At 68.1% G+C, this 25,498-nt stretch carries 24 protein-coding genes and 1 other RNA gene; 10 read left to right on the top strand and 15 right to left on the bottom strand.

From position 1 onward, the window contains the following. Positions 1-190: 190 nt before the first annotated feature. Positions 191-1,393 (bottom strand): YihY family inner membrane protein, encoded by a 1,203-nt coding sequence (locus tag EZ313_RS04000; RefSeq protein ID WP_135261912.1) that lies wholly within the window; start codon positions 1,391-1,393, stop codon positions 191-193. 23 nt (positions 1,394-1,416) lie between these two features. On the opposite strand from EZ313_RS04000, the gene EZ313_RS03995 reads away from it, so the two are divergent. The 5 genes from EZ313_RS03995 to xth are packed head-to-tail and all read left to right on the top strand — an operon-like array spanning position 1,417 to position 5,294. After that, positions 1,417-1,800 (top strand): DUF2069 domain-containing protein, encoded by a 384-nt coding sequence (locus EZ313_RS03995; protein ID WP_240788523.1) that lies wholly within the window; start codon positions 1,417-1,419, stop codon positions 1,798-1,800. Further along, a complete protein-coding gene (locus EZ313_RS03990) occupies positions 1,797-3,212 on the top strand; it encodes an FAD-binding oxidoreductase (RefSeq protein WP_135261910.1) in 1,416 nt (471 codons plus the stop codon). Before EZ313_RS03995 ends, EZ313_RS03990 begins: the two co-directional genes overlap by 4 nt. An 8-nt stretch (positions 3,213-3,220) precedes the next feature. Then, on the top strand, positions 3,221-4,030 hold the full coding sequence (locus EZ313_RS03985; RefSeq protein WP_135261909.1) for a thymidylate synthase: 810 nt from the start codon (positions 3,221-3,223) through the stop codon (positions 4,028-4,030). Then, positions 4,030-4,521 carry a dihydrofolate reductase gene (locus tag EZ313_RS03980; RefSeq protein WP_135261908.1) on the top strand — a complete coding sequence of 164 codons (492 nt, stop codon included), beginning with the start codon at positions 4,030-4,032 and terminating at the stop codon, positions 4,519-4,521. Before EZ313_RS03985 ends, EZ313_RS03980 begins: the two co-directional genes overlap by 1 nt. After that, the gene (xth, locus tag EZ313_RS03975; protein WP_135261907.1) at positions 4,518-5,294 is read left to right on the top strand and encodes an exodeoxyribonuclease III; all 777 of its coding nucleotides are present in this window, start codon (positions 4,518-4,520) and stop codon (positions 5,292-5,294) included. The genes EZ313_RS03980 and xth overlap by 4 nt, the downstream gene beginning before the upstream one ends. Positions 5,295-5,390: 96 nt before the next feature. Here xth and ntrC read toward each other — a convergent pair whose 3' ends face one another. From ntrC to EZ313_RS03935, 8 genes are all read right to left on the bottom strand, one after another. Then, entirely contained in the window at positions 5,391-6,872 is a 1,482-nt protein-coding gene (gene ntrC / locus EZ313_RS03970) for a nitrogen regulation protein NR(I) (RefSeq protein WP_135263560.1), read from the bottom strand. 34 nt (positions 6,873-6,906) lie between these two features. Continuing rightward, on the bottom strand, positions 6,907-7,968 hold the full coding sequence (gene glnL, locus EZ313_RS03965; protein ID WP_135261906.1) for a nitrogen regulation protein NR(II): 1,062 nt from the start codon (positions 7,966-7,968) through the stop codon (positions 6,907-6,909). 31 nt (positions 7,969-7,999) lie between these two features. Beyond that, the gene (locus tag EZ313_RS03960; RefSeq protein ID WP_135261905.1) at positions 8,000-8,527 is read right to left on the bottom strand and encodes a hypothetical protein; all 528 of its coding nucleotides are present in this window, start codon (positions 8,525-8,527) and stop codon (positions 8,000-8,002) included. 167 nt (positions 8,528-8,694) lie between these two features. Further along, positions 8,695-10,113, bottom strand: a complete 1,419-nt coding sequence (glnA, locus tag EZ313_RS03955) for a type I glutamate--ammonia ligase (RefSeq protein WP_135261904.1) — start codon at positions 10,111-10,113, stop codon at positions 8,695-8,697. Positions 10,114-10,323: 210 nt separating this feature from the next. Further along, positions 10,324-11,130 carry a competence/damage-inducible protein A gene (locus tag EZ313_RS03950; RefSeq protein ID WP_135261903.1) on the bottom strand — a complete coding sequence of 269 codons (807 nt, stop codon included), beginning with the start codon at positions 11,128-11,130 and terminating at the stop codon, positions 10,324-10,326. Positions 11,131-11,153: 23 nt separating this feature from the next. Then, positions 11,154-12,110: a sterol desaturase family protein gene (locus EZ313_RS03945; protein WP_135261902.1), complete on the bottom strand. Its 957-nt coding sequence runs from the start codon at positions 12,108-12,110 to the stop codon at positions 11,154-11,156. Continuing rightward, on the bottom strand, positions 12,107-12,937 hold the full coding sequence (locus EZ313_RS03940) for a polysaccharide deacetylase family protein (protein WP_135261901.1): 831 nt from the start codon (positions 12,935-12,937) through the stop codon (positions 12,107-12,109). The genes EZ313_RS03945 and EZ313_RS03940 overlap by 4 nt, the downstream gene beginning before the upstream one ends. Beyond that, entirely contained in the window at positions 12,903-13,886 is a 984-nt protein-coding gene (locus EZ313_RS03935; protein ID WP_167772493.1) for a YVTN family beta-propeller repeat protein, read from the bottom strand. The genes EZ313_RS03940 and EZ313_RS03935 overlap by 35 nt, the downstream gene beginning before the upstream one ends. Before the next feature lie 65 nt (positions 13,887-13,951). On the opposite strand from EZ313_RS03935, the gene EZ313_RS03930 reads away from it, so the two are divergent. Next, positions 13,952-14,728 (top strand): alpha/beta fold hydrolase, encoded by a 777-nt coding sequence (locus EZ313_RS03930; RefSeq protein ID WP_135261899.1) that lies wholly within the window; start codon positions 13,952-13,954, stop codon positions 14,726-14,728. On the opposite strand, the gene EZ313_RS03925 is transcribed toward EZ313_RS03930, so the two are convergent. The 6 genes from EZ313_RS03925 to ompA all read right to left on the bottom strand — a co-directional run bounded on the left by EZ313_RS03925 (position 14,729) and on the right by ompA (position 18,481). After that, on the bottom strand, positions 14,729-15,451 hold the full coding sequence (locus EZ313_RS03925) for a pseudouridine synthase (protein ID WP_135261898.1): 723 nt from the start codon (positions 15,449-15,451) through the stop codon (positions 14,729-14,731). A 42-nt stretch (positions 15,452-15,493) separates the two neighbouring features. Further along, positions 15,494-15,679 (bottom strand): hypothetical protein, encoded by a 186-nt coding sequence (locus EZ313_RS03920; RefSeq protein WP_135261897.1) that lies wholly within the window; start codon positions 15,677-15,679, stop codon positions 15,494-15,496. A gap of 233 nt (positions 15,680-15,912) precedes the next feature. Then, positions 15,913-16,285, bottom strand: a transfer-messenger RNA (tmRNA) gene (gene ssrA / locus EZ313_RS03915). 13 nt (positions 16,286-16,298) lie between these two features. After that, complete coding sequence (gph, locus tag EZ313_RS03910; protein WP_135261896.1) at positions 16,299-16,973, bottom strand: phosphoglycolate phosphatase; 675 nt, start codon at positions 16,971-16,973, stop codon at positions 16,299-16,301. A gap of 1 nt (position 16,974) precedes the next feature. Then, positions 16,975-17,688 (bottom strand): bifunctional 2-polyprenyl-6-hydroxyphenol methylase/3-demethylubiquinol 3-O-methyltransferase UbiG, encoded by a 714-nt coding sequence (ubiG, locus tag EZ313_RS03905; protein WP_135261895.1) that lies wholly within the window; start codon positions 17,686-17,688, stop codon positions 16,975-16,977. An 82-nt stretch (positions 17,689-17,770) separates the two neighbouring features. Next, complete coding sequence (gene ompA / locus EZ313_RS03900; protein WP_135261894.1) at positions 17,771-18,481, bottom strand: outer membrane protein OmpA; 711 nt, start codon at positions 18,479-18,481, stop codon at positions 17,771-17,773. A gap of 234 nt (positions 18,482-18,715) precedes the next feature. Between ompA and gyrA the strand changes: the two genes are divergently transcribed. The 4 genes from gyrA to EZ313_RS03880 are packed head-to-tail and all read left to right on the top strand — an operon-like array spanning position 18,716 to position 25,333. Further along, on the top strand, positions 18,716-21,352 hold the full coding sequence (gyrA, locus tag EZ313_RS03895) for a DNA gyrase subunit A (RefSeq protein ID WP_135261893.1): 2,637 nt from the start codon (positions 18,716-18,718) through the stop codon (positions 21,350-21,352). Positions 21,353-21,357: 5 nt separating this feature from the next. Further along, positions 21,358-22,440 carry a prephenate dehydratase gene (gene pheA, locus EZ313_RS03890; RefSeq protein WP_135261892.1) on the top strand — a complete coding sequence of 361 codons (1,083 nt, stop codon included), beginning with the start codon at positions 21,358-21,360 and terminating at the stop codon, positions 22,438-22,440. Positions 22,441-22,459: 19 nt separating this feature from the next. After that, positions 22,460-23,332: a prephenate dehydrogenase gene (locus EZ313_RS03885; RefSeq protein WP_135261891.1), complete on the top strand. Its 873-nt coding sequence runs from the start codon at positions 22,460-22,462 to the stop codon at positions 23,330-23,332. Between the two features lie 12 nt (positions 23,333-23,344). Continuing rightward, entirely contained in the window at positions 23,345-25,333 is a 1,989-nt protein-coding gene (locus EZ313_RS03880) for a bifunctional 3-phosphoshikimate 1-carboxyvinyltransferase/cytidylate kinase (protein WP_135261890.1), read from the top strand. Positions 25,334-25,498: the final 165 nt, after the last annotated feature.

The following is a 25,498-nucleotide window of genomic DNA, read 5'->3' as shown; positions in this document are numbered from 1 at the left end:
TGGGGATGGGCGGATGGCCCGGCGAGTGCCAGCATCAGTGCGGCAACGGTTCGCAAAAACACTCTTGGTTCTCCTCGATGTCCGGCGCGGCTGGATCGCCACGCCGGTTGCGAGGTTGCGAAGATCGAGGGCAGGCAGCCAGCCGGAAGGTCATCTTCCGGGGCCGAGGGCGCGAGGGGACGCGGGTCTTCTAGACCACGTCCTTGAGATAGAGGCGCGACCAGCCGCCCTTGTCCCACAGGCCCGCGGTGGCCTCGGTGCGGGGCAGCAGCAGGTGCCGCAGAAGGGGCTCGAGGGCCGTCGACTGCTCGTCGGCGAGCAGCACGTAGCGCGTGGCCACGTCGTCGTCCACTTCGTTCAGGCGACCGACCCAGTCCAGCTGCACCAGCGTCTCGAGCACGGGCTCGAGTTGCAGGGCGTTGACGTCGGTCGCGGCGACGAGTTCGTCGACGCTCATGCCCCGCCGCGCGGAGGCCCGCGCGCCGTGAAGGTGTTGCAGGACCTCCAGCGCGAGCTGCAACTGCCAGCCCTGCCCCGAGGGCGTGCGCCGGCCGGCGCCGAGCAGGCCCGGCAGGTAGGCCGCAACCACCGCGCCCATCAGCACCACCAGCCAGGCCAGGTAGATCCACACCAGCAGGATCGGCACGGTGGCGAACGCGCCATAGACGACGGAATAGGTGGGCACCAGCTTCAGGTACGAGGCGAGCAGGCTCTTGGCGATCTCGATGGCCAGCGCCGCGAAGATCCCGCCGGCCGCCGCGTGCTCCAGCCGCACGGGCGTATTCGGCACGAAGCGGTACAGGCAGGTCAGCGCCGAAGCGGCCAGCGCGAACTCGAGCAGGTCGAGTACGACCTGCAGCGTGCCCGGCATGCCTCGCACGAGGCCACGCGAGGCATACAGCGCGTACGACGTGAAACTCAGGCTGGCGCCGAGCACCAGAGGACCGAGCGTGAGCACGGCCCAGTAGATCAGCACCCGCTGCGGCAGGGGGCGCGGCCGCTTCACTCGCCAGATGTTGTTCAGGGTGCGGTCGATCGTGAGCACCAGCGCCAAGGCGGAAGCGAGCAGCACTGCCAGGCTCAAGGCGCCTAGGCGGCTCGCCTTCCCGGCGAACTGCGTGACGTAGCCGAGCACTTGCCGCGCGATGGCATCGGGCACGAGGCTTTGCACCAGCCACTGCTGCACCGCGCCCTGGACCTTGCCGAACATCGGGAAGGCGGTGAACAGCGCCAGCGCGACCGTCACGAGCGGCACGAGGGCGATGGTGGTGGTGAAGGTGAGGCTGCTGGCGGTCAGCCCGAGGCGGTCCTCGCGGATCCGTTCGCCCACCGTTCGCGCCGAGGAAAGCCAGGGGAAGCGCGTGAGTTCTTCGAACAGCTGAGCCAACTTCATCGGTCGCTATGATGCCACCGGCTATGGATTCCGCGACCCCCACCGCGCAAGCGGCTTCTTCCGAACTGCGCCGGATCCGCGCCTTGGCGGTCGGCAGCCTGTCCGGCCTGATCGTCGTGGGCCTGGCCTGGGAGCTGTGGCTGGCGCCGCTGCCGACCCGCCTCTGGGCGGTCAAAGTCCTGCCGCTCTTCATCCCGCTCGCAGGCTTGCTGCGTTACCGCATGTATACCTACCGATGGGTGAGTCTGCTCGTGTGGCTGTACTTCACCGAAGGGCTTGTGCGCGGTTTGAACGATTTGCCGCCGGCACGCTGGCTCGCATTTCTACAGGTTTTGTTTTCCCTGGCTTTGTTCGCCGCCTGCGCGCTGCACGTGCGCACGCGGCTCGGCGCGCGGAGTGCGAGATGAAAGCGGCCTTGATCGAGCAGCTGCGATCCATCGTCGGCGCCGCACAGGTCCTCACCGACGGCGACCTCACGGCCTGGGAGCAGGACTGGCGCAAGCGCGTGCGCGGCAAGGCACTGGCGGTGGTGCGGCCCGGCAGCACGGCCGAGGTCGCGGCGGTCGTGCGGGCCTGCGCTGGCGCAGGTGTGTCCATCGTGCCGCAGGGCGGCAACACCGGTTTGGTCTGCGGGGGCACGCCGGACGAAAGCGGCACGCAGGTCGTGCTGAGCCTGCAGCGGATGACGGCCGTGCGCTCCATCGACCGCGAGAACCTCACCATGACGGTCGAAGCGGGTTGCATCCTGCAATCGGTGCAGGAGGCCGCGCAGGGGGCCGGCCTGCTCTTTCCGCTCAGCCTCGCGGCCGAGGGCAGTTGCACCATCGGCGGCAATCTCGCCACCAACGCCGGCGGCACGCAGGTCCTGCGCTACGGCAACGCGCGCGAGTTGTGCCTGGGGCTCGAGGTGGTCAACGCCCAGGGCGAGATCTGGGACGGCCTGGCCGGCCTGCGCAAGGACAACACCGGCTACGACCTGCGCCAGCTGTTCATCGGCAGCGAAGGCACGCTGGGCGTCATCACCGCCGCCACTCTCAAGCTGTACCCCCAGCCCGCGGCGGCCCTCACCGCGTGGGCCGCGGTCCCTTCGATGGCCTTGGCGGTGCAGTTGCTCGAGCTTGCGAACGAGCGCCTCGCAGCCGGCCTGACGGGGTTCGAGGTGATGGGCCAGTTCGCGCTGTCGCTCGTGGCCAAACACCATCCGCAGCTGCGCGTGCCCTTTGTTGAGGACAGCCCCTGGGGCGTGCTGCTGGAGAACTCCGACCACGAGTCGGAGGCGCATGCCCGCGCCCAGTTCGAAGGCTTATTGGAAGCGGCGATGGAAGCCGGCGTGGTGACCGATGCGGTCGTCGCGGAGAACCTGGCGCAGGCGCACCAGCTCTGGCACGTGCGGGAAAGCATCCCGCTCGCGCAAGCCGAGGAAGGCCTGAACATCAAGCACGACATTTCGGTGCCGATCTCGCGCATCCCCGCCTTCTGCGAGGAAACCGATGCCCTGCTCACCGCTGCGATCCCCGGAGTGCGGCTGGTGAACTTCGGGCACCTGGGCGACGGCAACCTGCACTACAACGTGCAGGCGCCCGAGCACGGCGACGCCGCTGCCTTCCTGCGCGGCGAGGAAGCGCGGGTGAACGCCATCGTGCACGACCAGGTCCACAAGTTCGGGGGCTCGATCTCCGCCGAACACGGCGTCGGCTCGCTCAAGGCCGACAAGCTGCCGAAGTACAAGTCGCCGGTCGCGCTTTCGATGATGCGGGCGATCAAGCAGGCGCTGGATCCTCGCGGCACGATGAACCCGGGCCGCGTCCTGCTGGGATAATCCGCGGCATGACGCGCCCCGCCCGCTCCCAATACGAAGACTTCATGCGCCATGTGTACACGCATGGCACGCCCAAGACCGACCGAACGGGGACCGGTACCCGCAGCGTGTTCGGCTACCAGATGCGGTTCGACCTGAACGAGGGCTTTCCGCTGGTGACGACCAAGAAGGTCCACCTGAAATCGATCATTCACGAGCTGCTGTGGTTCCTGCAGGGCTCCAGCGACAACAACTGGCTGCGCGAGCGCGGCGTCACCATCTGGGACGAGTGGGCGCGCGAGGACGGCGACCTCGGGCCGGTATACGGCGTCCAGTGGCGCAGCTGGCCCACGCCGGACGGCGGGCACGTCGACCAGATCGCGGAAGCCATCAAGACGATCAGGACGAATCCTGATTCGCGGCGGATCATCGTCAGCGCCTGGAACGTGGCCGACATCCCGAAGATGGCGCTGGCGCCGTGCCACGCCTTCTTCCAGTTCTACGTCGCCGACGGCAAGCTGTCGTGCCAGCTGTACCAGCGCAGCGCCGACATCTTCCTGGGCGTGCCGTTCAACATCGCCAGCTACGCGCTGCTCACGCACATGATGGCGCAGCAGTGCGACCTGGGCGTGGGCGACTTCGTGTGGACCGGCGGCGACTGCCACATCTACAGCAACCACCACGAGCAGGTGGAGCTGCAGCTCTCGCGCCAGCCCCATCCCTATCCCGTGCTGAACATCAAGCGCCGGCCGCCTTCGATCTTCGACTACGAGTACGAGGACTTCGAGGTGCTGGACTACCAGTGCCACGGGCCGATCAAGGCGCCGGTCGCGGTCTGATGGAACTGGGCCTGATCTACGCCCGTTCACGCAACGGCGTGATCGGCAAGGACAACCAGCTGCCCTGGCGGCTGCCCGAGGACATGGCGCACTTCAAGGCAGTGACGATGGGCTGCCCGGTCCTCATGGGCCGCAAGACCTGGGATTCGCTGCCGCCCAGGTTCCGGCCCCTGCCGGGGCGCCGCAACATCGTGATCACGCGCCAGCCGCGATGGAGCGCGCCGGGTGCCGAGCGGGCCGAGTCGCTGGAGCAGGCGATCGCACTCTGCGCGAATGAGGCGCAGGTGTGGGTCACGGGCGGCGCCGAGATCTACCGGCTGGCGCTGCCGATAGCGCAGCGGGTCGAGGTCACGCTGGTGGACGGCGACTTCGAAGGCGACGCCTACGCGCCCGAGCTCGGACGGGACTGGGCCGAAGCCACGCGGCAAGACCACGTCTCGGCCGCGGGGCAGCGCTACAGCTTCATCACCTACCTTCGCCGGCGCGCATGAAGATCACCACCTGGAACATCAACTCGCTCGCGGCGCGGCTGCAGCACATGCTGGATTGGGTGGCCGCGAACCCGGTCGACGTGCTGTGCCTGCAGGAACTGAAGCTCACGGAAGACAAGTTTCCGCTCCTCGAGCTGCATGCCGCGGGCTACACGCACTGCGCCGTGTTCGGGCAGAAGACGTACAACGGCGTCGCCATCCTCAGCCGCACGCCGGTGCGTGACGTCGCGAAGAACATCGCCGGCTTCGCCGACGAACATTCGCGCGTGATCGCCGCGACGATCGATGGGCCGCAGGGCGAGCTGCGTGTCGTCAACGGCTACTTCGTCAACGGGCAGGCGCCCGGCACGGAGAAGTTCGCCTACAAGATGAACTGGCTGGGCGGGCTCAACGCCTACCTGTGCGACGAGCTGCGGCGGCATGAGCGGCTGGTGCTGCTGGGCGATTTCAACATCGCGCCGGAGGACCGGGACTCGTACGACCCGGACGGCCTGCGCGACACGATCCATCACACGAAGGAAGAGCGCGAGCATTTCCGCAAGCTGCTGGAGCTGGGGCTGTGCGACGGCTTTCGTCTCTTCGAGCAGCCGGAGAAGAGCTTCAGCTGGTGGGACTACCGGATGCTGGGCTACCAGAAGAACCGTGGGCTGAGGATCGATCACATCCTGGTCAGCGAGGCGCTGCGCGCGCACGTGAAGTCATGCGCCATCGATCGCGCGCCGCGCAAGTGGAAGCAGCCGAGCGATCACGCGCCGGTGACGATCGAGTTCTAGGTTCGTCATCCCCGCGAACGCGAGGATCCAGATTGCGCGCGCGACGCGCTGAAGGCGGAAGCCCTGGATTCCCGCCTCCGCGGGAATGACGCGCGCCTACTCGAGCCCGAGCTCCTGGATCTTCCGCGTGATGGTGTTGCGCCCGATCCCCAGCTTCTGAGCCGCCTCGATGCGGCGGCCGCGGGTGTTGGCGAGCGCGGTGAGGATCAGCCGCGACTCGAAGCGCTTGTTCAGCGTGTCCCACACGTCATGACGGCCGGCGGCCAGGAGTGCCATCGCCTCGGCCTCCAGCCCCGCTTCCCAATTGCCCGCACCGGCCTCGGTCGCGGAAGGCGCCGCGGGCATCGCGACAAATGGCTCCTCCGGCCGCGCGGCTTGTTCCGGCACGGTGCGCGCAGCCAGCGATTCCCCCGCGACCGGCACCACTTCGGGCGGCAGGTCCTTGGGTTCGATCAGCTGGGCCGGCGCCATCACCGTCAGCCAGTGGCAGATGTTCTCCAGCTGCCGCACGTTGCCAGGGAAGGCGAATGTCGTCAGGCGCGCCAGCGCCGCATCGGAGATGCGCTTCGGCTCCACCCCGAGCTGCCGCGCCGACTGCTGCAGGAAATGGCGCGCGAGCATCGGGATGTCCTCGCGGCGTTCGCGCAGCGCGGGCAGGCGCAGGCGGATCACGTTCAGGCGGTGGAACAGGTCCTCGCGGAACGCGCCTTCCTTGACGCGCTGCTCCAGGTCCTGGTGCGTCGCCGCGATGACGCGGACGTTCGCCTTCACCGCGTTGTGGCCGCCCACGCGGTAGAAGTGGCCGTCGGACAGCACGCGCAGCAGGCGCGTCTGCAGATCGAACGGCATGTCGCCGATCTCGTCGAGGAACAGCGTGCCGCCGTCGGCCTGCTCGAAGCGGCCGCGGCGCATGGTCTGCGCGCCGGTGAAGGCCCCGCGCTCGTGGCCGAACAGCTCGGACTCCAGCAGGTCCTTCGGGATGGCGGCGGTGTTGATCGCGACGAACGGGCCGTTGGCGCGCGGCGAGTGCTTGTGCAGCGCGCGCGCGACCAGCTCCTTGCCGCTCCCGGACTCACCCGTGATCATCACCGTCACGTTGCTTTGCGACAGGCGGCCGATGGCGCGGAACACGTCCTGCATGGCGGGCGCCTGGCCGAGCATCTCGGGTGCACCGTTCATCCGCTCTTCGGCCACTTCCTCGCGCTGGCTCTCTTCCACCGCGCGCCGGATCAACTCGATGGCCTTGGGCAGGTCGAAGGGCTTGGGCAGGTATTCGAACGCGCCGCCCTGGAAGGCCGACACCGCGCTGTCCAGGTCGGAGAACGCCGTCATGATGATGACGGGCAGGCCCGGATGCTTCTCCTTGACCTTGTTCAGCAGGTCCAGGCCGCTGCCCCCGGGCATGCGGATGTCGCTGACCAGGATCTGCGGCCCCTGGTCGTCGTTGGCGCTTTCGAGCGCGGCGAGGACCTCGCGGGCGTTGGTGAAGCTGCGGGTCGGGAGTTCCTCCCGCATGAGGGCCTTCTCCAGCACGAAGCGGATGGATTGGTCATCGTCAACGATCCAGATCGGCTTCATGTCGTGGTGGTCACCCAGGTTCATCGCAATCAATTCATGGCAGCGGGATCAGGATCTTGAAATCCGTCCTCCCCGGGACGCTGTCGCATTCGATCAGCCCATGGTGCTGCTGAACGAAGGTCTGCGCCAGCGTCAGCCCCAGTCCGGACCCGCCTTCCCTGCCCGACACGAGCGGATAGAAGATGCGGTCCTTGATGGACGGGGGCACTCCCGGCCCGTTGTCGATGACATGCAATTCCAGTGCCAGTCGGTAGCGCTGCTTGCCGAACGTGACCTGGCGGGCGACGCGGGTGCGGAACACGAGCTGCGCATCGCCGGCCGCGATGCGCTCGGACAGCGCCTGGCAGGCGTTGTGGGCGATGTTCAGCACCGCCTGGATCAGCTGTTCGCGGTCGGCGCGGAATTCCGGCAGCGAGGTGTCGTACTCGCGCACGACCTTCAGGCCCTTGGGGAATTCGGCCAGGATCAGCGAGCGCACGCGCTCGCACACTTCGTGGATGTTGACGTCGCCCACCACGTGCGGGCGGCGGTGCGGCGCGAGCAGCCGGTCCACGAGGGTCTGCAGGCGATCGGCCTCGTGGATGATGACGCGCGTGTATTCCTTGAGGTCGCGGCCCTCGATCTCCATCTCGAGCAGCTGCGCGGCGCCGCGGATGCCGCCCAGCGGGTTCTTGATCTCGTGGGCCAGGTTGCGGATCAACTCCTTGTTGGCCTGCGCCTGGTCGAGCAGCCGCTCCTCGCGCTCCTGCCGCGCCTGCTGCTCCAGCGGGAGCAGTTCGACCACGATCTCGCCGGGACGCTCGGTCTGGGCCACGACCACGTGCACCTGCAGCGCCTCGGCTCCGTGCCGGTTCAGCCAGGCGTCGTAGCGCAGGGCCGCGAATTCGTTGCTGCCCGCGCCTTCCAGCGCCGTGCGCAACAGCCGCGGTTCGGTGAAGCAGTTGGGAAAGCTCGAGCCTTCGATCGTGCGGCGCGAGCTGCCGAGGGCGTCTTCGAGCGCCGCGTTGGCGAACAGCACGCGGCCGTCGGTGGAGACCACCGCCACGAGCGTAGCGAGCAGGTCGAAGGCCTGGTACCGGCCTTGTGCCGGCGACATGGGAGCCTGCCGAAAACCGTCCGTCAAGCCGTCACTTGGCCGCGGTCGCGGCGGCGGCCGCGCCGGGCAGGCGCCCGAGCTCGCGCCGGATGCCGGCGATGTCAGTCTCGTTGCGCGCGATGGCCGCCTTCAGCTCGGCGACCCGGTCGAGGTACTTCTGGTGGTTGCGGTGCTCGGGGCCGAGCTTCTCGGGTTCGCCGTTGTTCCACTCCTTCTGCAGCTCGGCCTGGCGCGCCTCGGCCTTCTTCAGCTCGGCCTCGAGGATCAGGCGGGCGTCGGCATCACGGGCCTTCTGTTCGCCGGAATCGACCCTGGAGCCGGGCTGCCCGGAGGCGCCGGGCGTCGTCACCGCCGCCACCTTGATGGCCGCGCCGCCGTTGACCTTGGTGCCTTCCACGACCGTGACGTTGCCGCCCTCGACGAGCTTGCAGCCCTGCGTCTGGGCCTGCTGGGCGTCGTTGGTGTAGGTGTTGCCGCACCGGAAGATGCGGGTGCCCTGGGCATGCGCCTGGGCAGCCGACAACAGCAGGACGAGCGAGAGGGAAACGGCGGTTTTCATTGGAAAGCTCCTTGCACAAGAGTGCTCAGGACGGCCTACCAGTATCGCGTAACTGATCAGGAATGCAAGGCAAACCCATGATTTGAAAAGGAAAAAGCAAAAAAGCACCGCCGGGGCGGTGCTTTTGCGGAACAGGCTGTCTGGAAATACAGCCTGCCGGTCACGCCTTAGAGGCTGTAGTACATGTCGAACTCGATCGGGTGCGTCGTCATGCGGAAACGCTGCACTTCCGCCATCTTCAGCTCGATATAGGCGTCGATCATGGTGTCCGTGAACACGCCGCCCTTGGTCAGGAACGCGCGGTCGTTGTCCAGGTATTCCAGCGCCTGGTCCAGGCTGTGGCACACGGTCGGGATCTTCGCGTCCTCTTCCGGCGGCAGGTGGTACAGGTCCTTGGTGGCGGCCTCGCCCGGATGGATCTTGTTCTCCACGCCGTCCAGGCCGGCCATCAGCATGGCGCCGAAGGCGAGGTACGGGTTGCAGGTGGGATCCGGGAAGCGCACCTCGATGCGGCGGCCCTTCGGGTTGGCCACGTACGGGATGCGGATCGACGCGGAACGGTTGCGGGCCGAATAGGCCAGCTTGACGGGCGCTTCGAAGCCGGGCACCAGGCGCTTGTAGCTGTTGGTGCCGGGGTTGGTGATGGCGTTGAGCGCGCGAGCGTGCTTGATGATGCCGCCGATGTAGTACAGCGCGAAGTCCGACAGGCCCGCGTAGCCGTCGCCGGCGAACAGGTTCTTGCCGTCCTTCCACACGGACTGGTGCACGTGCATGCCGGAGCCGTTGTCGCCGACGATGGGCTTGGGCATGAAGGTGGCGGTCTTGCCGTAGGCGTTGGCCACGTTGTGGACCACGTACTTCAGCAGGATCGTCCAGTCGGCGCGCTGCACGAGCGTGCTGAACCTGGTGCCGATCTCGTTCTGGCCGGCGCCGGCCACCTCATGGTGGAACACCTCGACCGGGATGCCCAGCGATTCGAGGATGAGGGACATCTCGGCGCGCATGTCCTGCGTGCTGTCGACCGGCGGCACGGGGAAGTAGCCGCCCTTGGTGGTGGGACGGTGGCCCTTGTTGCCGCCTTCGATCTTCTTGCCGGTGTTCCAGGGCGCCTCGTATTCGTCGATCTCCACGAAGGAGCCGCTGGCGTCCGCGCCCCAGCGCACGTCGTCGAAGATGAAGAACTCGGGCTCGGGGCCGAAGAAGGCGGTGTCGCCCAGGCCGCTGGCCTTGAGGTAGGCCTCGGCGCGCTTGGCGATGGAACGCGGGTCCCGGTCGTAGGCCTTGCCGTCACCCGGCTCCAGCACGTCGCAGGTGAGGATCAGCGTCGTCTCTTCGAAGAACGGGTCGACGTTGGCCGTGTTCGGGTCCGGCATCAGCAGCATGTCGGAGGCTTCGATGCCTTTCCAGCCCGCGATGGACGAGCCGTCGAAAGCATGGCCGGAGCTGAACTTGTCTTCGTCGAAATGGGAGACGGGCACGGTCACGTGCTGCTCCTTGCCGCGGGTGTCGGTGAAGCGGAAGTCGACGAACTTGACTTCGTTCTCCTTCACCATCTTCATGACGTCTGCGACGGTCTTGGCTGCCATCAGGTTTTCTCCGGTTGGATGGTTGTTGGGAAAAGGACGGGGCTCGGGAATGCAGGTTCTGTGCCAAAGCTGGTGCATGGCCCCAGCCCCGGAGCCGGGCGATTGTCGAGGAGACGGGGGCCAGTTTCCCTACGGAAGGCTGGCGGCGGCGGATGAGTTTTGCACTACAAAGGTGCAGATCCCGGGACGCCCGCGATTGGTGCGCGGATGTTATCGCACCAATTCAGGGCCCAGCTTGGCGCGCAGCGCGTGCAGCCCGGCCAGCAACTGCGCGTAGGCGGGCTCCACCGCGGCCGGCCCGCCCTTGACGCCGAGGTCGATGTGGCGGCCGTACTGGGGGTGGTCGACGCTCGGGAGGCTGAACACCTTGATCGCGGGGTGGTCGCGCTCGACCTCCTCCATCAGCGGGGTGAGCGTCGCCTCCATCGCGCCGAACACGATCACCGACTTCTCGACCCAGGCGCCGCGCTGGAACAGGTGGGTGTAGTGCCGGTCCAGCACCCATTCCATCATCGGCCAGGCCATCACCGGGAATCCGGGCACGAAGTGCACGTCGCCGACGCTGAATCCGGGGATCTTGTTGTAGGGATTGGGGATGATGCGCGCGCCCTTGGGGAACACGCCCATGTTCAGGCGGTGCACGTTGTCGGCCCGATCGGGTTCGTAGGGGACGCCCTGCTCGCGGGCGACGTCCTGCATGCGCTCTCGGATCAGGACTTCGGCCTCGGGGTGCAACTGGAGTTCGACACCGAGCGCGCGCGCGGCGCATTGGCGCGTGTGGTCGTCCGGCGTCGCGCCGATGCCTCCGCAGGAGAACACCACGTCGCCGGAAGCGAAGGCGCGCTGCAAGGTGGCCGTGATCCGCCCGGGCGAATCACCGACGTAATCGGCCCAGGCCAGCTGCAGGCCGCGCTCGGCGAGCAGCTCGATCAGCTTGGGCATGTGCTTGTCGGCGCGCTTGCCGGAGAGGATCTCGTCGCCGACGATGACGAGGCCGAAGTTCGGGCTTGAAGACATCCCTCGATGCTAGCGGGCTCGCGTCAGCCCTTCCCCGCCAGCCGCTTGAGGCCGAGCCACTGCTGCGACCAGAAGCCGCGGCCGTAATCGCGGCCCTGCTCCACCTGGTCGCGGATGCCCGTCGGGTCGAAACGGTGTTCGAAGTTCGCCGTGCGCAGCAGCATGTCCCACCAGGGCAGCAGCACGCCGAAGTTGTGGCCGCCCAGCGTGCCGCGCCCGCGCGCCTCGTGCCCGAGGCCGATGCTGTGGTGCAGCCGGTGGAACCGCGGGCTCACCCAGAGGCGCTCGCCGAAACGCCCGAACGACAGGCGCAGATTGGCGTGCTGCAGGCTCTCGGAGAGCTGCGTGACCGCCACGAGGGCAACGAACTGGCCGGGCGCGACGCCGATCGCCTGCGCCACCAGCACCAGCACGCTGTCCCTCAGCAGGTCGTCGAGCAGGTGGTTCCGGTTGTCGCTCCACATCGTCATCTGCCGCTGCGAGTGGTGCAGCGCGTGCAGGCTCCACCACCAGCGCAGGCCGTGCTGCCCGCGGTGGATCCAGTAGTCGACGAAGTCGAAGACCACCAGGTAGACCAGGAACGCGACCCACGGGATGTCGGTGACGCCGGGCCAGACGTGGTCGAGGTGGAAAGCGCCCACGCCGGATGCGCGCAGGCGGCCGAACAGCTCGTCGAAGAGCGGCTCGACCGTGAAGAACAGCGCGAGGCGGAACAGGCCCAGCCGGTGCACGAGCGTGTAGACGATATCCGTGCGGATCGCGGTGTGGTCCGTCACCGCCTCGACGGGCCGCCAGCGTTGCAGCGGAGCGATGACCGCGAGCATGACCGCGATCTGCAGGAGGCCCACCAGCAGCCAGCCCGTGGCGGCATAGCCGTCCTCCAGCAGGTGGCCCAGGCCGATCGCGAACATCAGCGGCTCCGCCGCCTTCTCGAACAGCCACTGCTGCGCCAGGTCGAAGATTTCTTGCAGTGCGTTCATTTCTTCGCCTCGCGCTCGGCAATCCAGGCCGTGTAGCGCGGATGCTCCCGCAGCGTGCGAAAGCAGAAGCCGCGCTGCTTCAGGCCCGCCACCAGCGGCCCCAGGACGGCGGGCGCCCACGGATCCTTGCGCGACCAGATGCCCAGGTGGGCCATCAGGATGTCGCCGCTGCGCACGTCTCGCAGGGCCCGGTCCAGCAACTCGCGGTTGGAGACCGATTCGCTCGAAAGCTCGTCACCCAGGAAGCCGGCGGGCGACCAGCCCACGTGCTCCCATCCGCAGGCGCGTGTGGCGGCCAGGAACTTCGGCGAGGTCTTGCCGCCGGGCGCGCGGAACAACGGCAGCGGCGGTTTGCCCGTCACCTGCTGCAGGCGCCGTGCGGCGCGCGCGATTTCGTCGCAGTACTGCGCGGCCGTCCACGTCCTGTCGCGCCCTGCTTCCTCGCCGGCAGACGCCCGCACCTTGAAGCGCGCCGGCTCGCCCGGCAGGTCGGCGCGCCAGTAGACGTGGTCCCAGGTGTGCGATGCGAACTCGTGGCCTTCGGCGGCGCGCGCCTTCCACCACGCCGACCAGTGCTCGCCCAGGCTGCCGTCGCCCGACCTGGTCGGTTCGTGGGCGGCGAAGAAGGTGGCCTTCACGCCATGCTGCCGAAGCACGTCGGCCACCAGCGGCGCCACTTCCATGTGGCCCGTGTCGAACGTGAGGTACAGAGGCTTGTCGCAAGACTGCGCTTGCACCGGCGCCGCGCCGGCGAGGAGCGCGAATGCCAGCAGGCCCGAAGCCCAGCGGAACCTAGCGCCGCGCGTGATCGAGCGTCCAGACGCCATGGGGAGATTTGCCGACTGCCACGGTGCGGACCACCTTGCCCGCTTCGGTGTCGATCACGGTGAGCTTGCGCGCCCAGCGCGACGTCACCATCAGCAGCCTGCCGCCCGCGAGGACCTCGATGCAGTCGGGACCGCCGGGCGCCTTCAGGCTGCCGACCACCTGCATGGACTGCAGGTCGATCCTGCTGATGGTGTTGGCCACGCGGTTGCTGACGTACACATGGCGCCCGTCGCCGGCGGAGCGGAACGCGTGTGCGCCCTCGCCGGTGCGGATGCGCCGCACGGCTCGCGGCTGCGGGCCGCTGACGTCGATCACTTCCACGCTGTCGCCGCCGGTCAGGCCCACCAGCAGGATGCGGTCGTCGGGCGTGCCGAACACGTCGGCCGGCATCGGGCCGGTCTTGATGCGCCACTTCAACGCCTGCGTGGCGAGGTCCACGGCCACCAGCTCGTCGCTGTCCTGCATGGTGACGTAGGCGACCGTGCTGCGGCTGTCGATCCAGATGTGGCTGGGCGTCTTGCCGGTCGAGACGCGGCCGGCCAGCTGCAGTTCCTTGCCGTCCCAGCGGTAGACGTCGACGTGGTTCAGGCGGTTGCCGGCCGTGACCATCCACTTCATGTCGGGCGAGAAGCGAAGGTGGTACGGGTCGAGCACGCCGCGCACCGTGCGCTGGATTTCCGCCGTGCGCGGATCGATGAAGGTGAGCGAGTCGGCCAGGGCGTTGGCGACGATGACCGACTTCTCGTCGGGCGTCATGTAGAGGTGGTGCGGCTCCTTGCCCGTCGGCAGGCGCCGCACCTCGGTCCAGCTGGACGGGTCGACGACGCTGACGGTGGCGTCGAGCGAATTGAGCACGAAGATCGGAGCGGTCTGGGCCGCTGCCGCGCCCGAAAGGAGCGGCAGCCACACGGCCGCGGCGAGGGCGAGGGAACGCAAGTGCGGGATCAAGGGACTTCCTGGGGAGCGCGACAGTGTAGACGGCAGAACTGGCCGCTCTCCGTAACATCCAAGCGATGCAACGGGTCATGGTCAATGGTGTCGGGCTGGAAGTTCAACGCATCACGCCCGCCGGCGGCGGACAAGCTGCGCCGCTGGTCTTCCTGCACGAGGGATTGGGTTCGGTGGCGATGTGGCGGGAGTGGCCCGCCCGGCTGTGCGAAGCCACCGGGCGCGAGGGGATCGTCTATTCCCGGCGCGGCTACGGCGCTTCGGAACCGGTACCGGACGTGCGTAATGCGGGGCGCCTGAAGCCCGATTACATGCACGGCGAGGCTTACGAGGTGTTGCCCGCCCTGTTGGCGGCCATGGGAATTCGGACGGCTCCCGTGCTGGTGGGCCATTCGGACGGCGGCAGCATCGCGCTGCTGTACGCGAGCCGGCACCCGCTCTCCGCCTGCGTCGTGATGGCGCCGCACGTGATGGTGGAGGACATCTCGATCCATTCGATCGAGCTGGCGCGCGATGCGTACCTGGAAGGCGGCCTGCGCGAGCGGCTGGGGCGGTTCCATGAGGACGTGGACGTCGCGTTCTGGCAGTGGAACGACGCCTGGCTGGATCCGGCGTTCCGCGCGTTCGACATCCGCACCGAATGCCGGAGCATCACCGCGCCCGTGCTGGCGATCCAGGGCGCGGACGACGCTTACGGCACGCTGCGGCAGATCGAGGAGATCGCGCCGACTTCGGGGCCCTTCGAGATGCAGGTGCTGCCCCAGTGCGGCCACTCGCCCCACCGCGACCAGCCCGACAGCGTGACGGAGCGCATCGCCGCGTTTCTGGCCGGCAAGCCCTGATCAGGGCGACAGGAGCGCCAGCTCAGCCGGCTCCAGCCAGCGCCACTCGCCCGGCCGCAGCTCGGGCGGCAGCTCCAGCCCGCCGATGCGCGAGCGGTGCAGCTGGTCGACGCGATTGCCGGCGGCGGCCACCATGCGCTTGACCTGGTGGTACTTGCCCTCCGTGAGCGTCAGCCGCAGACCGCGCTCGTTCGTCTGCTCGCAAGCAGCAGCACGCACGGGCCGCGGATCGTCCTCGAGCACGACGCCCTCGAGCAGGCGGACCAGCATCGCGGCATCCACTGGATGGCGGGTCGTGACCTCGTACACCTTGGGAACGTGCCGCTTGGGGGAGGCCATGCGGTGGATGAACGCGCCGTCGTCGCTCAACAGCAGCAGCCCGGTGGTGTCCTGGTCGAGACGCCCGATGGCCTGCACGCCCGGCTGTCCCTGGCGCTGCGGACGCTGGCGTATTGGGGCGGGCAGCAGCGTGTAAATGCTGGGCCACGCGCCGGGCTTCTGCGAGCACTCGTAGCCCGCCGGCTTGTGCAAGACCACGTAGGCTTTCTCGTGGTAACTCCATGCTCGGCCCTGCACGGTGAACTGCAAGCCATGCGGCTCGAATTCGGTGAACGGATCGATGCACGGACTGCCGTTCACGGCCACGAGGCCCTGCTCCACCAAGCCGATGCAGACGCGGCGAGTGCCGAAGCCTTGGCTGAAGAGGATCTGCTGCAGTTGCATCGGGCGCGCAGTATGCGGCAAGCCGCCGCGCGCCCCGGGCCCTCAGCCGCGCGGACTCTGGCGGCTGCGCTCCTCGCGCGAAGCCTCGCCGCGCAGCGGGAACTTGCGGGCCTTGGGCTGGCTGCCACGGTAAACGCGGCGCTCGATCTCCTCGTCCGCGGCGACCTCCAGGGCAGCGTACTTCTCGCGGCGCGGGCCGCCGAGCTGTTTCCGGGGGGATGAATGCATTGGCTCGTCCTTGACGTGCGGGTGGCTCGTGCAGCGACGCTCGAGCGCTGCGAGCGGGAATCTAGGAGGCCACCGTGTTGTCGCGTGTAGGACGTGAACGCATGCATGTAGGACAGCGGCCATGCATGTGCAGTTGTGTCGACACGCTTGCCGGTAGCGCGCGCGGCGTGATGCACTGGGCGATGCATCGAAAAAGGCTGCTCGGTCTCGCGACCGGGCAGCCTTCAGGAAGATGGTGGAGCTGGCGGGAATTGAACCCGCGTCCGCAAGCCTTCTCCGAGCAGTTCTACATGTTTAGCGCTCTGATTTGGTTCTCGCCGCCGGCATCGCGCAGACGCACGCTATGCCAGCCGCCAGTGCCCTATTTTCTCGTTCCCGCCCAAGGCACCCGGGTGGAAACCAGCCCATGTGGATTCCCTCACAACCGGGACCTTGCGACCCCGGCCCAGCCCATGGACCAGCTGTTGTGAGGCTCACCGGTGTTTAAGCGGCGAGTGCGTAACGTTCGTCGTTCGCAGTTAGTTTGTTTCAGCGGATTAACGAGGTGACTGAACCTCGACATGCCCTGCTGCGTGTCCGAACCCACGTCGAAACCGGTGCAGCCCCAGGAGCTCGTATTTTAGGCCGGGCTGGGATTCTTCAAGAGCGAAAGGAGATCCAGCGGCGAAGAAATCCGCGCGTCCGGGTTCCAGCGGTCCACGTCGGGCGTACCGCCGAGATAGCCGTAGGTGGCCGCGACCGTCGGCATGCCGGCCGCGCGGCCCGCGATGACGTCCCGCTCGTCGTCGCCGACGTAGAGGCACTCGCCGGGCGGCAAGCCGAGCCGCCGGGCCGCCTCGAACAGCGGCTCGGGGTGAGGCTTGGAGTGCGGAGTGCTGTCGCCGCCCACGATGGCGCCGGCGGTGGCGAAGAGCGGCATCGCCTGCGTCAGCGGACCGGTGAAGCGCATCGACTTGTTCGTGACCACGCCCCAGGCGAAGCCGCGCGCACGCAGCTGCTCCAGCAGTTGCGGCACGCCGTCGAACGCGAAGGTGTGCAGCGTCATCCGCTGCTCGTAGTTGCGGAAGAACTCCTCGCGCAGGGCGGGGAACTCCTCGTGGTCGGGCGTGATCCCGAACGCGACGCCCAGCATGCCGCGCGCGCCCGCGCCCGCCATGGGCCGATAGCGATCGAGCGGCAGCGAAGGCAGGTTGCGCGCAACCCGCATCTGGTCGGCCGCGGCCCCCAGGTCCGGTGCACTGTCGATCAGCGTGCCGTCCAGGTCGAACAGCACGGCGCGGATGCCATGAAACATCTCAGCGTCTCCGCGTCGCGACGAGATAGTTGACTGAGGCGTCCCGGCTGAGCCTGTAGCGGCGCAGCAGCGGGTTGTACTCCAGCCCCTTCGTCTCGACCCAGTCCAGCCCCGCCGAGCGGCAGAAACCGGCCAGCTCGCTCGGGCGGATGAACTTCAGGTACTCGTGCGTGCCGCGCGGCAGCAGATTGAGCACGTACTCGGCGCCCACGATGGCGTACAGGAAAGCCTTCGCGTTGCGATTGAGGGTGGAGAAGAACACCCACCCGCCCGGCTTCACCAGCTCGGCGCACGAACGCACCACCGATCCGGGATCCGGCACGTGCTCCAGCATCTCCATGCAGGTCACCACGTCGAAGGCGCCTGCCTGCTCCATCGCGAGGCCTTCGACACTGACCTCGCGGTACTCGACGTTCGGCGTGCCGGCTTCCAGCGCATGCAGCTGGGCCACGCGCAGCGCCTTGGTGGACAGATCGATGCCCAGGACCTTCGCGCCCTGCCGCGCCATGGAGTCCGCCAGGATGCCGCCGCCGCAGCCCACGTCCAGCGCACGCTTTCCCGCGAGCGGCACCTGCGACTCGATCCACCCGAGGCGCAATGGATTGATCCGGTGAAGCGGAGCGAACTCACTCTCGGTGTCCCACCAGCGGTGGGCCAGCTCGGAGAACTTCGCCAGCTCGGCGGGGTCGGCGTTGACGCTGCTGCTTGCGGTCATGCTGCATTCTTGCCGCGATCGCGGCCATCAAAGGAAAAGGCCCGGCGAACCGGGCCTTTGTCTTTCGCTATCGCGAATTGCTTCAGCGGTTGGCGCGCGTGCCGACCACTTCGATTTCCACGCGGCGGTTCTTCGCGCGGCCTTCGCCGGTCTTGTTGTCGGCAACCGGCTGCTTCTCGCCCTTGCCTTCGGTGTACACGCGGTTCTTCTCGATGCCCTTGGACACGAGGTAGGACTTGACGGCCTCGGCGCGGCGCACGGACAGGCGCTGGTTGTAGTTGTCGGCGCCCACCGAGTCGGTGTGGCCGACGGCGATCACGACTTCCAGGTTGATGTCCTTGACCTTGCTCACCAGGTCGTCCAGCTTCGCACGGCCTTCCGGCTTGAGGTTGGCGCGGTCGAAGTCGAAGAAGGCGTCGGCGGCGTACGTCACCTTCGTCGCGGCGGGCGGCTGCGGAGCGGCGGCGGGCGGCGGGGGAGCAGGCGTCGGGGCCGGAGCAGGCGCCGGGGCCGGGGTGGGCGCAGGAGCAGGCGGAGGCGGCGGGGGCGGCGGAACCAGCGCGCCATCGCAACCACGAGCGGCGGTGGCGGGCGTCCAGTTGGCGTCGCGCCAGCACAGTTCGTTGGTGCCGTTTCTCCACACCAACTCGCCGGTGCCGTTCTGCCAGTTGTCCAACTGAGTGCCACCGCCGGCCGCGGCGGGCCGTGCGGGGGCGCCGGCGGTCTGCGCCAGCGCCGGGACAGAAATAGCGGCAGCGGCGAACAGCAACGCCACGTGGTTCAGTTTCTTCATGGTTCTCCTCTTAAGGGGAAAAGGCCGCAGCCCCGCTGCGAGAAAACTACGATTCAGGTGACCATTCACCGAAAACGTCCCATCGATTGTGCCACACGTCCTTACACAATCAACGGAGGCCCCGGATGCCGGGCGTAGGACAAAACCGGAATCCCGGCCTTGTGTTGCAGGTCCGCGACAGGGTCTTGCGAACGGTAAAATCGCCTGTTTCACCCCTCCGCCGGCCCCTCCCGCATGACCCAATTCGCGAAAGAAACCCTGCCCGTCAGCCTCGAGGAGGAGATGCGGCGGAGCTACCTCGACTACGCCATGAGCGTGATCGTGGGTCGTGCGCTGCCGGACGCCCGTGACGGACTGAAACCCGTGCATCGGCGTGTGCTCTACGCGATGCACGAGCTGAACAACGACTGGAACCGCCCGTACAAGAAGTCGGCGCGCATCGTCGGCGACGTGATCGGTAAGTACCACCCGCACGGCGACCAGTCGGTCTACGACACCATCGTCCGCTTGGCACAGGACTTCTCGATGCGCCACATGCTCGTGGACGGCCAGGGCAACTTCGGCTCGGTCGACGGCGACAACGCGGCGGCCATGCGCTACACCGAGATCCGCCTGGCCAAGATCGCGCACGAGATGCTGGCCGACATCGACAAGGAAACCGTCGATTTCGGGCCCAACTACGACGGCAGCGAGAAGGAACCGCTGGTCCTGCCCAGCAAGCTGCCCAACCTGCTGGTCAACGGCTCCGGCGGCATCGCGGTGGGCATGGCCACCAACATCCCGCCGCACAACCTCAACGAGGTGGTCGACGCCTGCCTGCACCTGCTGAAGAACCCCGACGCCTCGATCGACGAGCTGATGGAGATCGTCCCGGCGCCCGACTTCCCCACCGCCGGGATCATCTACGGCATCACCGGCGTGAAGGAGGGCTACCGCACCGGCCGAGGCAAGGTGGTGATGCGCGCCAAGTGCCACTTCGAGGATATCGATCGCGGCCAGCGGCAGGCGATCATCGTCGACGAGCTCCCCTACCAGGTCAACAAGAAGACGCTCCAGGAGCGGATGGCCGAGCTGGTGAACGAGAAGAAGATCGAAGGCATCAGCCACATCCAGGACGAGAGCGACAAGTCCGGCATGAGGCTGGTCATCGAGCTCAAGCGCGGCGAGGTGCCCGAGGTCGTCCTGAACAACCTCTACAAGCAGACCCAGCTGCAGGACACCTTCGGCATCAACATGGTGGCGCTGATCGACGGTCAGCCCAAGCTGTGCAACCTGAAGGACCTGGTCAGCATCTTCCTGCAGCACCGCCGTGAGGTGGTCACGCGCAGGACGGTATTCAACCTGCGCAAGGCGCGCGACCGCGGGCACGTGCTGGAAGGGCTGGCCGTCGCGCTGGCCAACATCGACGAGTTCATCCGCATCATCCGCGAGTCGCCCACCCCGCCGGTGGCCAAGGCCGAGCTGATGACGCGCAGCTGGGACAGCCAGCTGGTGCGCGAGATGCTCACACGCGCCAAGGCCGACGGCGGCACGGTGAACGCCGACGACTATCGCCCCGACGGCCTGGACCGCGAATACGGCATGCAGGGCGACGGCCTCTATCGCCTGTCGGACACGCAGGCCCAGGAAATCCTGCAGATGCGCCTGCAGCGCCTGACCGGTCTCGAGCAAGACAAGATCGTCGCCGAGTACAAGGAAGTCATGGCCGAGATCGACGACCTGCTCGACATCCTGGCCCGGCCCGCGCGCGTCTCCACGATCATCAGCGAGGAACTCACCGCTCTGAAGCAGGAGTTCGGCCAGACCAAGGTCGGCGCGCGCCGCAGCGTGGTCGAGCACAACGCGCAGGACCTCGCCACCGAGGACCTGATCACGCCCACCGACATGGTGGTGACGCTCTCGCACTCGGGCTACATCAAGAGCCAGCCGCTGTCGGAGTACCGCGCGCAGAAGCGCGGCGGGCGCGGCAAGCAGGCCACTCAGACCAAGGAAGACGACTGGATCGACCAGCTCTTCATCGCCAACACGCACGACTACCTGCTGGCGTTCTCCAACCGCGGCCGCCTGTACTGGCTCAAGGTCTGGGAAGTGCCCGCGGGTTCGCGCGGGTCGCGCGGCCGGCCCATCGTCAACATGTTCCCGCTTGCGGAGGGCGAGAAGATCAACGTGGTGCTGCCGCTCACCGGCGAGTTCCGCAGCTTCCCGGCCGACCACTACGTGTTCATGGCGACGTCCATGGGCACCGTGAAGAAGACGGCCCTCGACGAATTCAGCAACCCGCGCAAGGCCGGCATCATCGCGGTCGACCTGGATGAAGGCGACTACCTGGTGGGCGCGGCGCTCACCGACGGCAAGCACGACGTGATGCTGTTCTCCGACGGCGGCAAGGCCGTGCGCTTCGACGAGAACGACGTGCGTCCCATGGGCCGCAACGCGCGCGGCGTGCGCGGCATGATGCTCGAGGAAGGCCAGAGCGTGATCGCCATGCTGGTCGCCGAAGATGAACTGCAGAGCGTGCTGACCGCCACCGAGAACGGCTACGGAAAGCGCACGCCGATCACCGAGTACACGCGCCACGGCCGCGGCACGAAGGGCATGATCGCCATCCAGCAGAGCGAGCGAAACGGCAAGGTCGTGGCCGCCACGCTGGTCCACGCCGACGACGAGATCATGCTGATCACCGACCGTGGCGTGCTGGTGCGCACCCGCGTCAGCGAGATCCGGGAACTCGGCCGCGCCACGCAGGGCGTCACCCTGATCGGACTGGACGAAGGCTCCAAGCTCAGCGGCCTGCAGCGCATCGTGGAGAACGACGCCCAGGCCGCCGAAGGCGACCCGGTGGACGCGGCGCCCGGCGGCAGCGAAGGCTGACCGCCATGCCCAAGGACCTGGCGCAGCTTCGCGGCGAAATCGATGCGGTCGACCGCGAGCTGCTGGGGCTGCTCAATCGCCGCGCGGCGCTGGCCAACGAAGTCGGCGACCTGAAACGGGCCGAGGGCTCCCCGGTCTTCCGCCCCGAGCGCGAAGCGGAAGTGATCAACGGTCTGCAGGCGCTCAACCCCGGCCCGCTGAAGCAGGAGAACGTCGCCACCATCTGGCGCGAGATCATGTCGGCCTGCCGAGCGCTCGAAGCGCCGCAGCGCGTCGCTTACCTGGGCCCCACGGGCACCTTCAGCGAGCAGGCGGCCGTGCAGTTCTTCGGCTCGAGCATCGAGCACGTGCCCTGCGTCAGCTTCGACGAGGTGTTCCAGGCCGCCGCGGCGGGCACCGCCCAGTACGGCGTGGTGCCGGTGGAGAACAGCACCGAAGGCGTGGTCACCCGCTCGCTGGACCTGCTGCTCACGTCGCCGCTGCACATCGTGGGCGAGATCAGTCTGCTGGTGCGCCATCACCTCCTGCGCAAGCACGCCTCGCTGGACGGCATCGAGGCCGTCCTCGCCCATCCCCAGGCCCTGGCGCAGTGCCAGGGCTGGCTGGGCAAGCACCTGCCGAACGCCGAACGCCGCGCCGTCGCCAGCAACGCCGAGGGCGCCCGGCTGGCGGCCACCAACCCCGCGTGGGCGGGCATCGCCAGCGAACGCGCGGGCAGCGAATTCGGCCTGCACATCGCGGCGCACGCGATCCAGGACGACGCCTTCAACCGCACCCGCTTCGCCGTCGTCTGCCTGCCGCAGACGCTGGCCGCGCCGCAGGCCTCCGGGAAGGACTGCGTGAGCCTCGTGGTGTCGGTTCCCAATCGCCCGGGCGCGGTGCACGACATCCTGGTCCCGCTCAAGCAGCACGGCGTGTCCATGACCCGCTTCGAATCCCGCCCGGCCAGGTCCGGCCAGTGGGAGTACTTCTTCTTCATCGACGTGGAAGGCCATCCATCCCAGCCCCACGTCGCCGCTGCGCTGGCCGACCTGCGCAAGCTGTGCGCGTTCTACAAGGTGCTCGGCACCTATCCCGTCGGCGACTGAGGCCAGGAGCACCCACGGAATGTTCGAACAACTGGGACTGATCGGCTGCGGCCTCATGGGCGGGTCCTTCGCCCTCGCCCTCAAGCGGGCCGGCCTGGTCAAGCGCGTGGTGGGCTACAGCAAGTCGCCCTCCACCACCGAGCGCGCGCGTCAGCTCGGCGTGATCGATGTCGAGGCGCCCTCGGCCCTGCTGGCGGTCTCCGGCGCCGACATCGTGCTGCTGGCCGTGCCGGTCGCCGCCACCGAGGCCACGCTCAAGGCCATCCGCCACCTGGTGAACCGCGACATGCTGATCATGGACGTGGGGTCCACGAAGCGCGACGTCATCGACGCTGCCCGTCGCGTGCTGCGCGAGAACGTCGGCTCTTTCGTGCCCTGCCACCCCATCGCCGGCAAGGAAGCCTCGGGCGTCGAACATGCCGACGCCGACCTGTACGCCAACCGCCAGGTGATCATCACGCCCATCGAGCGCACCCAGGTCGCGCAGCTGAACCGGGCGCGCGAAGTCTGGGAGGCGCTGGGCTGCCAGGTGCAGCAGATGTCGCCCGAAGCGCACGATTCCGCGTTCGCGGCGGTGAGCCACCTGCCGCACCTGATCGCCTTCGCGCTGGTGAACGGCATCTCGGCCCAGCCGCAGGGGCAGGATTTCCTGGCCCTCGCCGGCCCGGGCTTTCGCGACTTCACCCGCATCGCGGCCAGCGAGCCCAAGATGTGGCGCGACATCCTGATGGCCAACAAGCAGGAGCTGCTCGAGCAGTCCCAGCTGTTCCAGCAGACGCTGCAGGCCATGCAGGCGCTGATCGAGGCGGGCAACGGCGAAGCGCTCGAGGAGCTGATCGCCCAGGCCAGCCAGCTGCGCTCGGACTGGCGCATGGGCGCGCGCAAGGCCTGAGAAAGGCCGGCGATGTTCGCCACCGAATTCCTCGACATCCCCGCGTTCGACACGGCCGGCGGCCAGGTGCGGCTGCCGGGCTCCAAGAGCATCTCCAACCGCGTGCTGCTGCTGGCGGCGCTGAGCGAAGGCACGACGGTCGTCCACGACCTGCTCGATTCGGACGACACGCGCGTGATGCTCGATGCGCTCCGCGCGCTCGGATGCGCCGTTGCCGCGCAGGGCACGTCGGTGCAGGTCACGGGCTTCGGCACGCGTGGTCCCGCGCCGCAGGCCCGCTTGTTCCTGGGCAACGCGGGCACCGCCATGCGACCGCTCACGGCCGCGCTCGCGGTGCTCGGCGGCGATTACGAACTCAGCGGCGTGCCACGCATGCACGATCGCCCCATCGGCGACCTGGTCGATGCGCTGCGGCAACTCGGCTGTTCGATCGACTACGCCGGCCAGGAGGGCTACCCGCCCCTTCGCATCGGCCGCCCCGCCGCACTGCGGCTGGATGCGCCGATCCAGGTACGTGGTGACGTTTCCAGCCAGTTCCTCACCGCGCTCCTGATGGCGCTGCCGCTGGTGGCGCGGCAGGACGTCGTGGTCGAGGTGGTGGGCGAACTGATCTCGAAGCCCTATGTCGAGATCACGCTCAACCTGCTCGCGCGCTTCGGCGTGCACGTGCGGCGGGATGGCTGGCAGCGATTCACCATCCCTGCCGGCAGCCGCTACACGACACCGGGCGAAGTTCACGTCGAAGCCGACGCCTCCTCGGCCAGCTACTTCGCCGCGCTGGGCGCCATCGCGTCGGAGCAAGGCGTGCGAATCCTCGGCGTCGGCCGCGATTCGATCCAGGGCGACATCCGCTTCCTCGATGCGGCCCAGACGATGGGCGCCAGCGTCGCCAGCGGCCCCAACTGGGTGCAGGTCTCGCGCGGCGCCTGGCCGCTGAAGCGGCTGGACCTGGACTGCAACCACATCCCCGACGCCGCGATGACGCTGGCGGTGATGGCGCTTTACGCGGACGGCCCGAGCACGCTGCGCAACATCGCCAGCTGGCGCGTGAAGGAGACGGACCGGCTGGCCGCGATGGCCGCCGAGCTGCGCAAGCTCGGCGCTGCGGTCGAGGAAGGTCCGGACTACCTGTGCGTCACGCCGCCCGCGCAGTGGAAAGCCGCGCGCATCCGCACCTACGACGACCACCGTGTCGCCATGTGCTTCTCGCTCGCGGCCTTCAATCCGCAGGGGCTGCCGGTGCGGATCGACGACCCGAAGTGCGTCGCCAAGACGTTCCCGGATTATTTCGAGGCCCTGTTCAGCGTCGTGCAGCTGCCCGCGCCGCGCGTGCCGGTGGTCTGCATCGACGGTCCCACGGCGTCGGGCAAGGGCACGCTGGCTTCGCAGACGGCGCAGCGGCTGGGCTACCTCTACCTGGATTCCGGCGCGCTCTATCGCATCACGGCCCTGGCCGCCATCCGCGCCGGGCTGGCCCTGGATCAAGCCCACGAGCACTCCATCGCGTCGATGGCCGAGCGCCTGCCGGTCGCCTTCGAGCAGGGCCGGGTGCTGCTGGGCGGCGACGACGTGACGGATGCGATCCGCACCGAGGAAGCGGGCATGAACGCGTCCAGGGTGTCGGCCTTGCCGGCGGTACGCACCGCCCTCGTGGCGCTGCAGCAGTCGTTCCGCCGCCTGCCCGGCCTTGTCGCCGACGGGCGCGACATGGGCACCGTCATCTTTCCCGACGCGCAGCTCAAGGTGTTCCTCACCGCGAGCGCCGCGCGCAGGGCCGAGCGCAGGCATAAGCAATTGATTTCAAAGGGCTTTGCCCCTACAATAGACACCCTTCGCGCCGATCTGGAAGCGCGTGACGCGCGCGATTCGCAACGCGCCGTCGCGCCCCTCAAGCCGGCGCAGGATGCCCTCCTGCTGGACAACTCGGAGCAATCGGTCGAAGACTCGGTGGCCCAGGTGCTGGCCTGGTGGGAAGCCAGGCAGCCGTTCGCGGCCACCTGACAAAGCAGTAAACCGCGGCCGGCGACGGCTGCGAGCGGCCCGCAACGCCCCCTCCGCGCAGCAGCGCACTGGCGGTGCGGTTCACCAACCAACCCGCGGCCCAAGCCGCACAAAACCGCCGTCGCAACTATTCGCAATCGGCTGACGCCGACTCGAAACGCCTCG

Origin of the sequence: Ramlibacter henchirensis, assembly GCF_004682015.1 — a bacterium.
Taxonomy (GTDB): Bacteria; Pseudomonadota; Gammaproteobacteria; order Burkholderiales; family Burkholderiaceae_C; genus Ramlibacter; species Ramlibacter henchirensis.
The sequence above is the reverse complement of the archived record's forward strand: the minus strand, read 5'-3'. Positions and strand labels throughout refer to the sequence as shown.

Coding starts and splice junctions, on each gene's coding strand:
- ntrC (WP_135263560.1), bottom strand. CDS start 6,872: ATGAAGCCGATCTGGATCGTTGACGATGACCAATCCATCCGCTTCGTG.
- EZ313_RS03960 (WP_135261905.1), bottom strand. CDS start 8,527: ATGAAAACCGCCGTTTCCCTCTCGCTCGTCCTGCTGTTGTCGGCTGCC.
- EZ313_RS03880 (WP_135261890.1), top strand. CDS start 23,345: ATGTTCGCCACCGAATTCCTCGACATCCCCGCGTTCGACACGGCCGGC.
- EZ313_RS03940 (WP_135261901.1), bottom strand. CDS start 12,937: ATGGCGTCTGGACGCTCGATCACGCGCGGCGCTAGGTTCCGCTGGGCT.
- EZ313_RS03930 (WP_135261899.1), top strand. CDS start 13,952: ATGCAACGGGTCATGGTCAATGGTGTCGGGCTGGAAGTTCAACGCATC.
- glnA (WP_135261904.1), bottom strand. CDS start 10,113: ATGGCAGCCAAGACCGTCGCAGACGTCATGAAGATGGTGAAGGAGAAC.
- EZ313_RS03950 (WP_135261903.1), bottom strand. CDS start 11,130: ATGTCTTCAAGCCCGAACTTCGGCCTCGTCATCGTCGGCGACGAGATC.
- EZ313_RS03885 (WP_135261891.1), top strand. CDS start 22,460: ATGTTCGAACAACTGGGACTGATCGGCTGCGGCCTCATGGGCGGGTCC.
- EZ313_RS04000 (WP_135261912.1), bottom strand. CDS start 1,393: ATGAAGTTGGCTCAGCTGTTCGAAGAACTCACGCGCTTCCCCTGGCTT.
- EZ313_RS03990 (WP_135261910.1), top strand. CDS start 1,797: ATGAAAGCGGCCTTGATCGAGCAGCTGCGATCCATCGTCGGCGCCGCA.
- ompA (WP_135261894.1), bottom strand. CDS start 18,481: ATGAAGAAACTGAACCACGTGGCGTTGCTGTTCGCCGCTGCCGCTATT.
- EZ313_RS03980 (WP_135261908.1), top strand. CDS start 4,030: ATGGAACTGGGCCTGATCTACGCCCGTTCACGCAACGGCGTGATCGGC.
- EZ313_RS03925 (WP_135261898.1), bottom strand. CDS start 15,451: ATGCAACTGCAGCAGATCCTCTTCAGCCAAGGCTTCGGCACTCGCCGC.
- EZ313_RS03920 (WP_135261897.1), bottom strand. CDS start 15,679: ATGCATTCATCCCCCCGGAAACAGCTCGGCGGCCCGCGCCGCGAGAAG.
- gph (WP_135261896.1), bottom strand. CDS start 16,973: ATGTTTCATGGCATCCGCGCCGTGCTGTTCGACCTGGACGGCACGCTG.
- EZ313_RS03945 (WP_135261902.1), bottom strand. CDS start 12,110: ATGAACGCACTGCAAGAAATCTTCGACCTGGCGCAGCAGTGGCTGTTC.
- EZ313_RS03985 (WP_135261909.1), top strand. CDS start 3,221: ATGACGCGCCCCGCCCGCTCCCAATACGAAGACTTCATGCGCCATGTG.
- glnL (WP_135261906.1), bottom strand. CDS start 7,968: ATGTCGCCGGCACAAGGCCGGTACCAGGCCTTCGACCTGCTCGCTACG.
- gyrA (WP_135261893.1), top strand. CDS start 18,716: ATGACCCAATTCGCGAAAGAAACCCTGCCCGTCAGCCTCGAGGAGGAG.
- EZ313_RS03995 (WP_240788523.1), top strand. CDS start 1,417: ATGGATTCCGCGACCCCCACCGCGCAAGCGGCTTCTTCCGAACTGCGC.
- ubiG (WP_135261895.1), bottom strand. CDS start 17,688: ATGACCGCAAGCAGCAGCGTCAACGCCGACCCCGCCGAGCTGGCGAAG.
- xth (WP_135261907.1), top strand. CDS start 4,518: ATGAAGATCACCACCTGGAACATCAACTCGCTCGCGGCGCGGCTGCAG.
- pheA (WP_135261892.1), top strand. CDS start 21,358: ATGCCCAAGGACCTGGCGCAGCTTCGCGGCGAAATCGATGCGGTCGAC.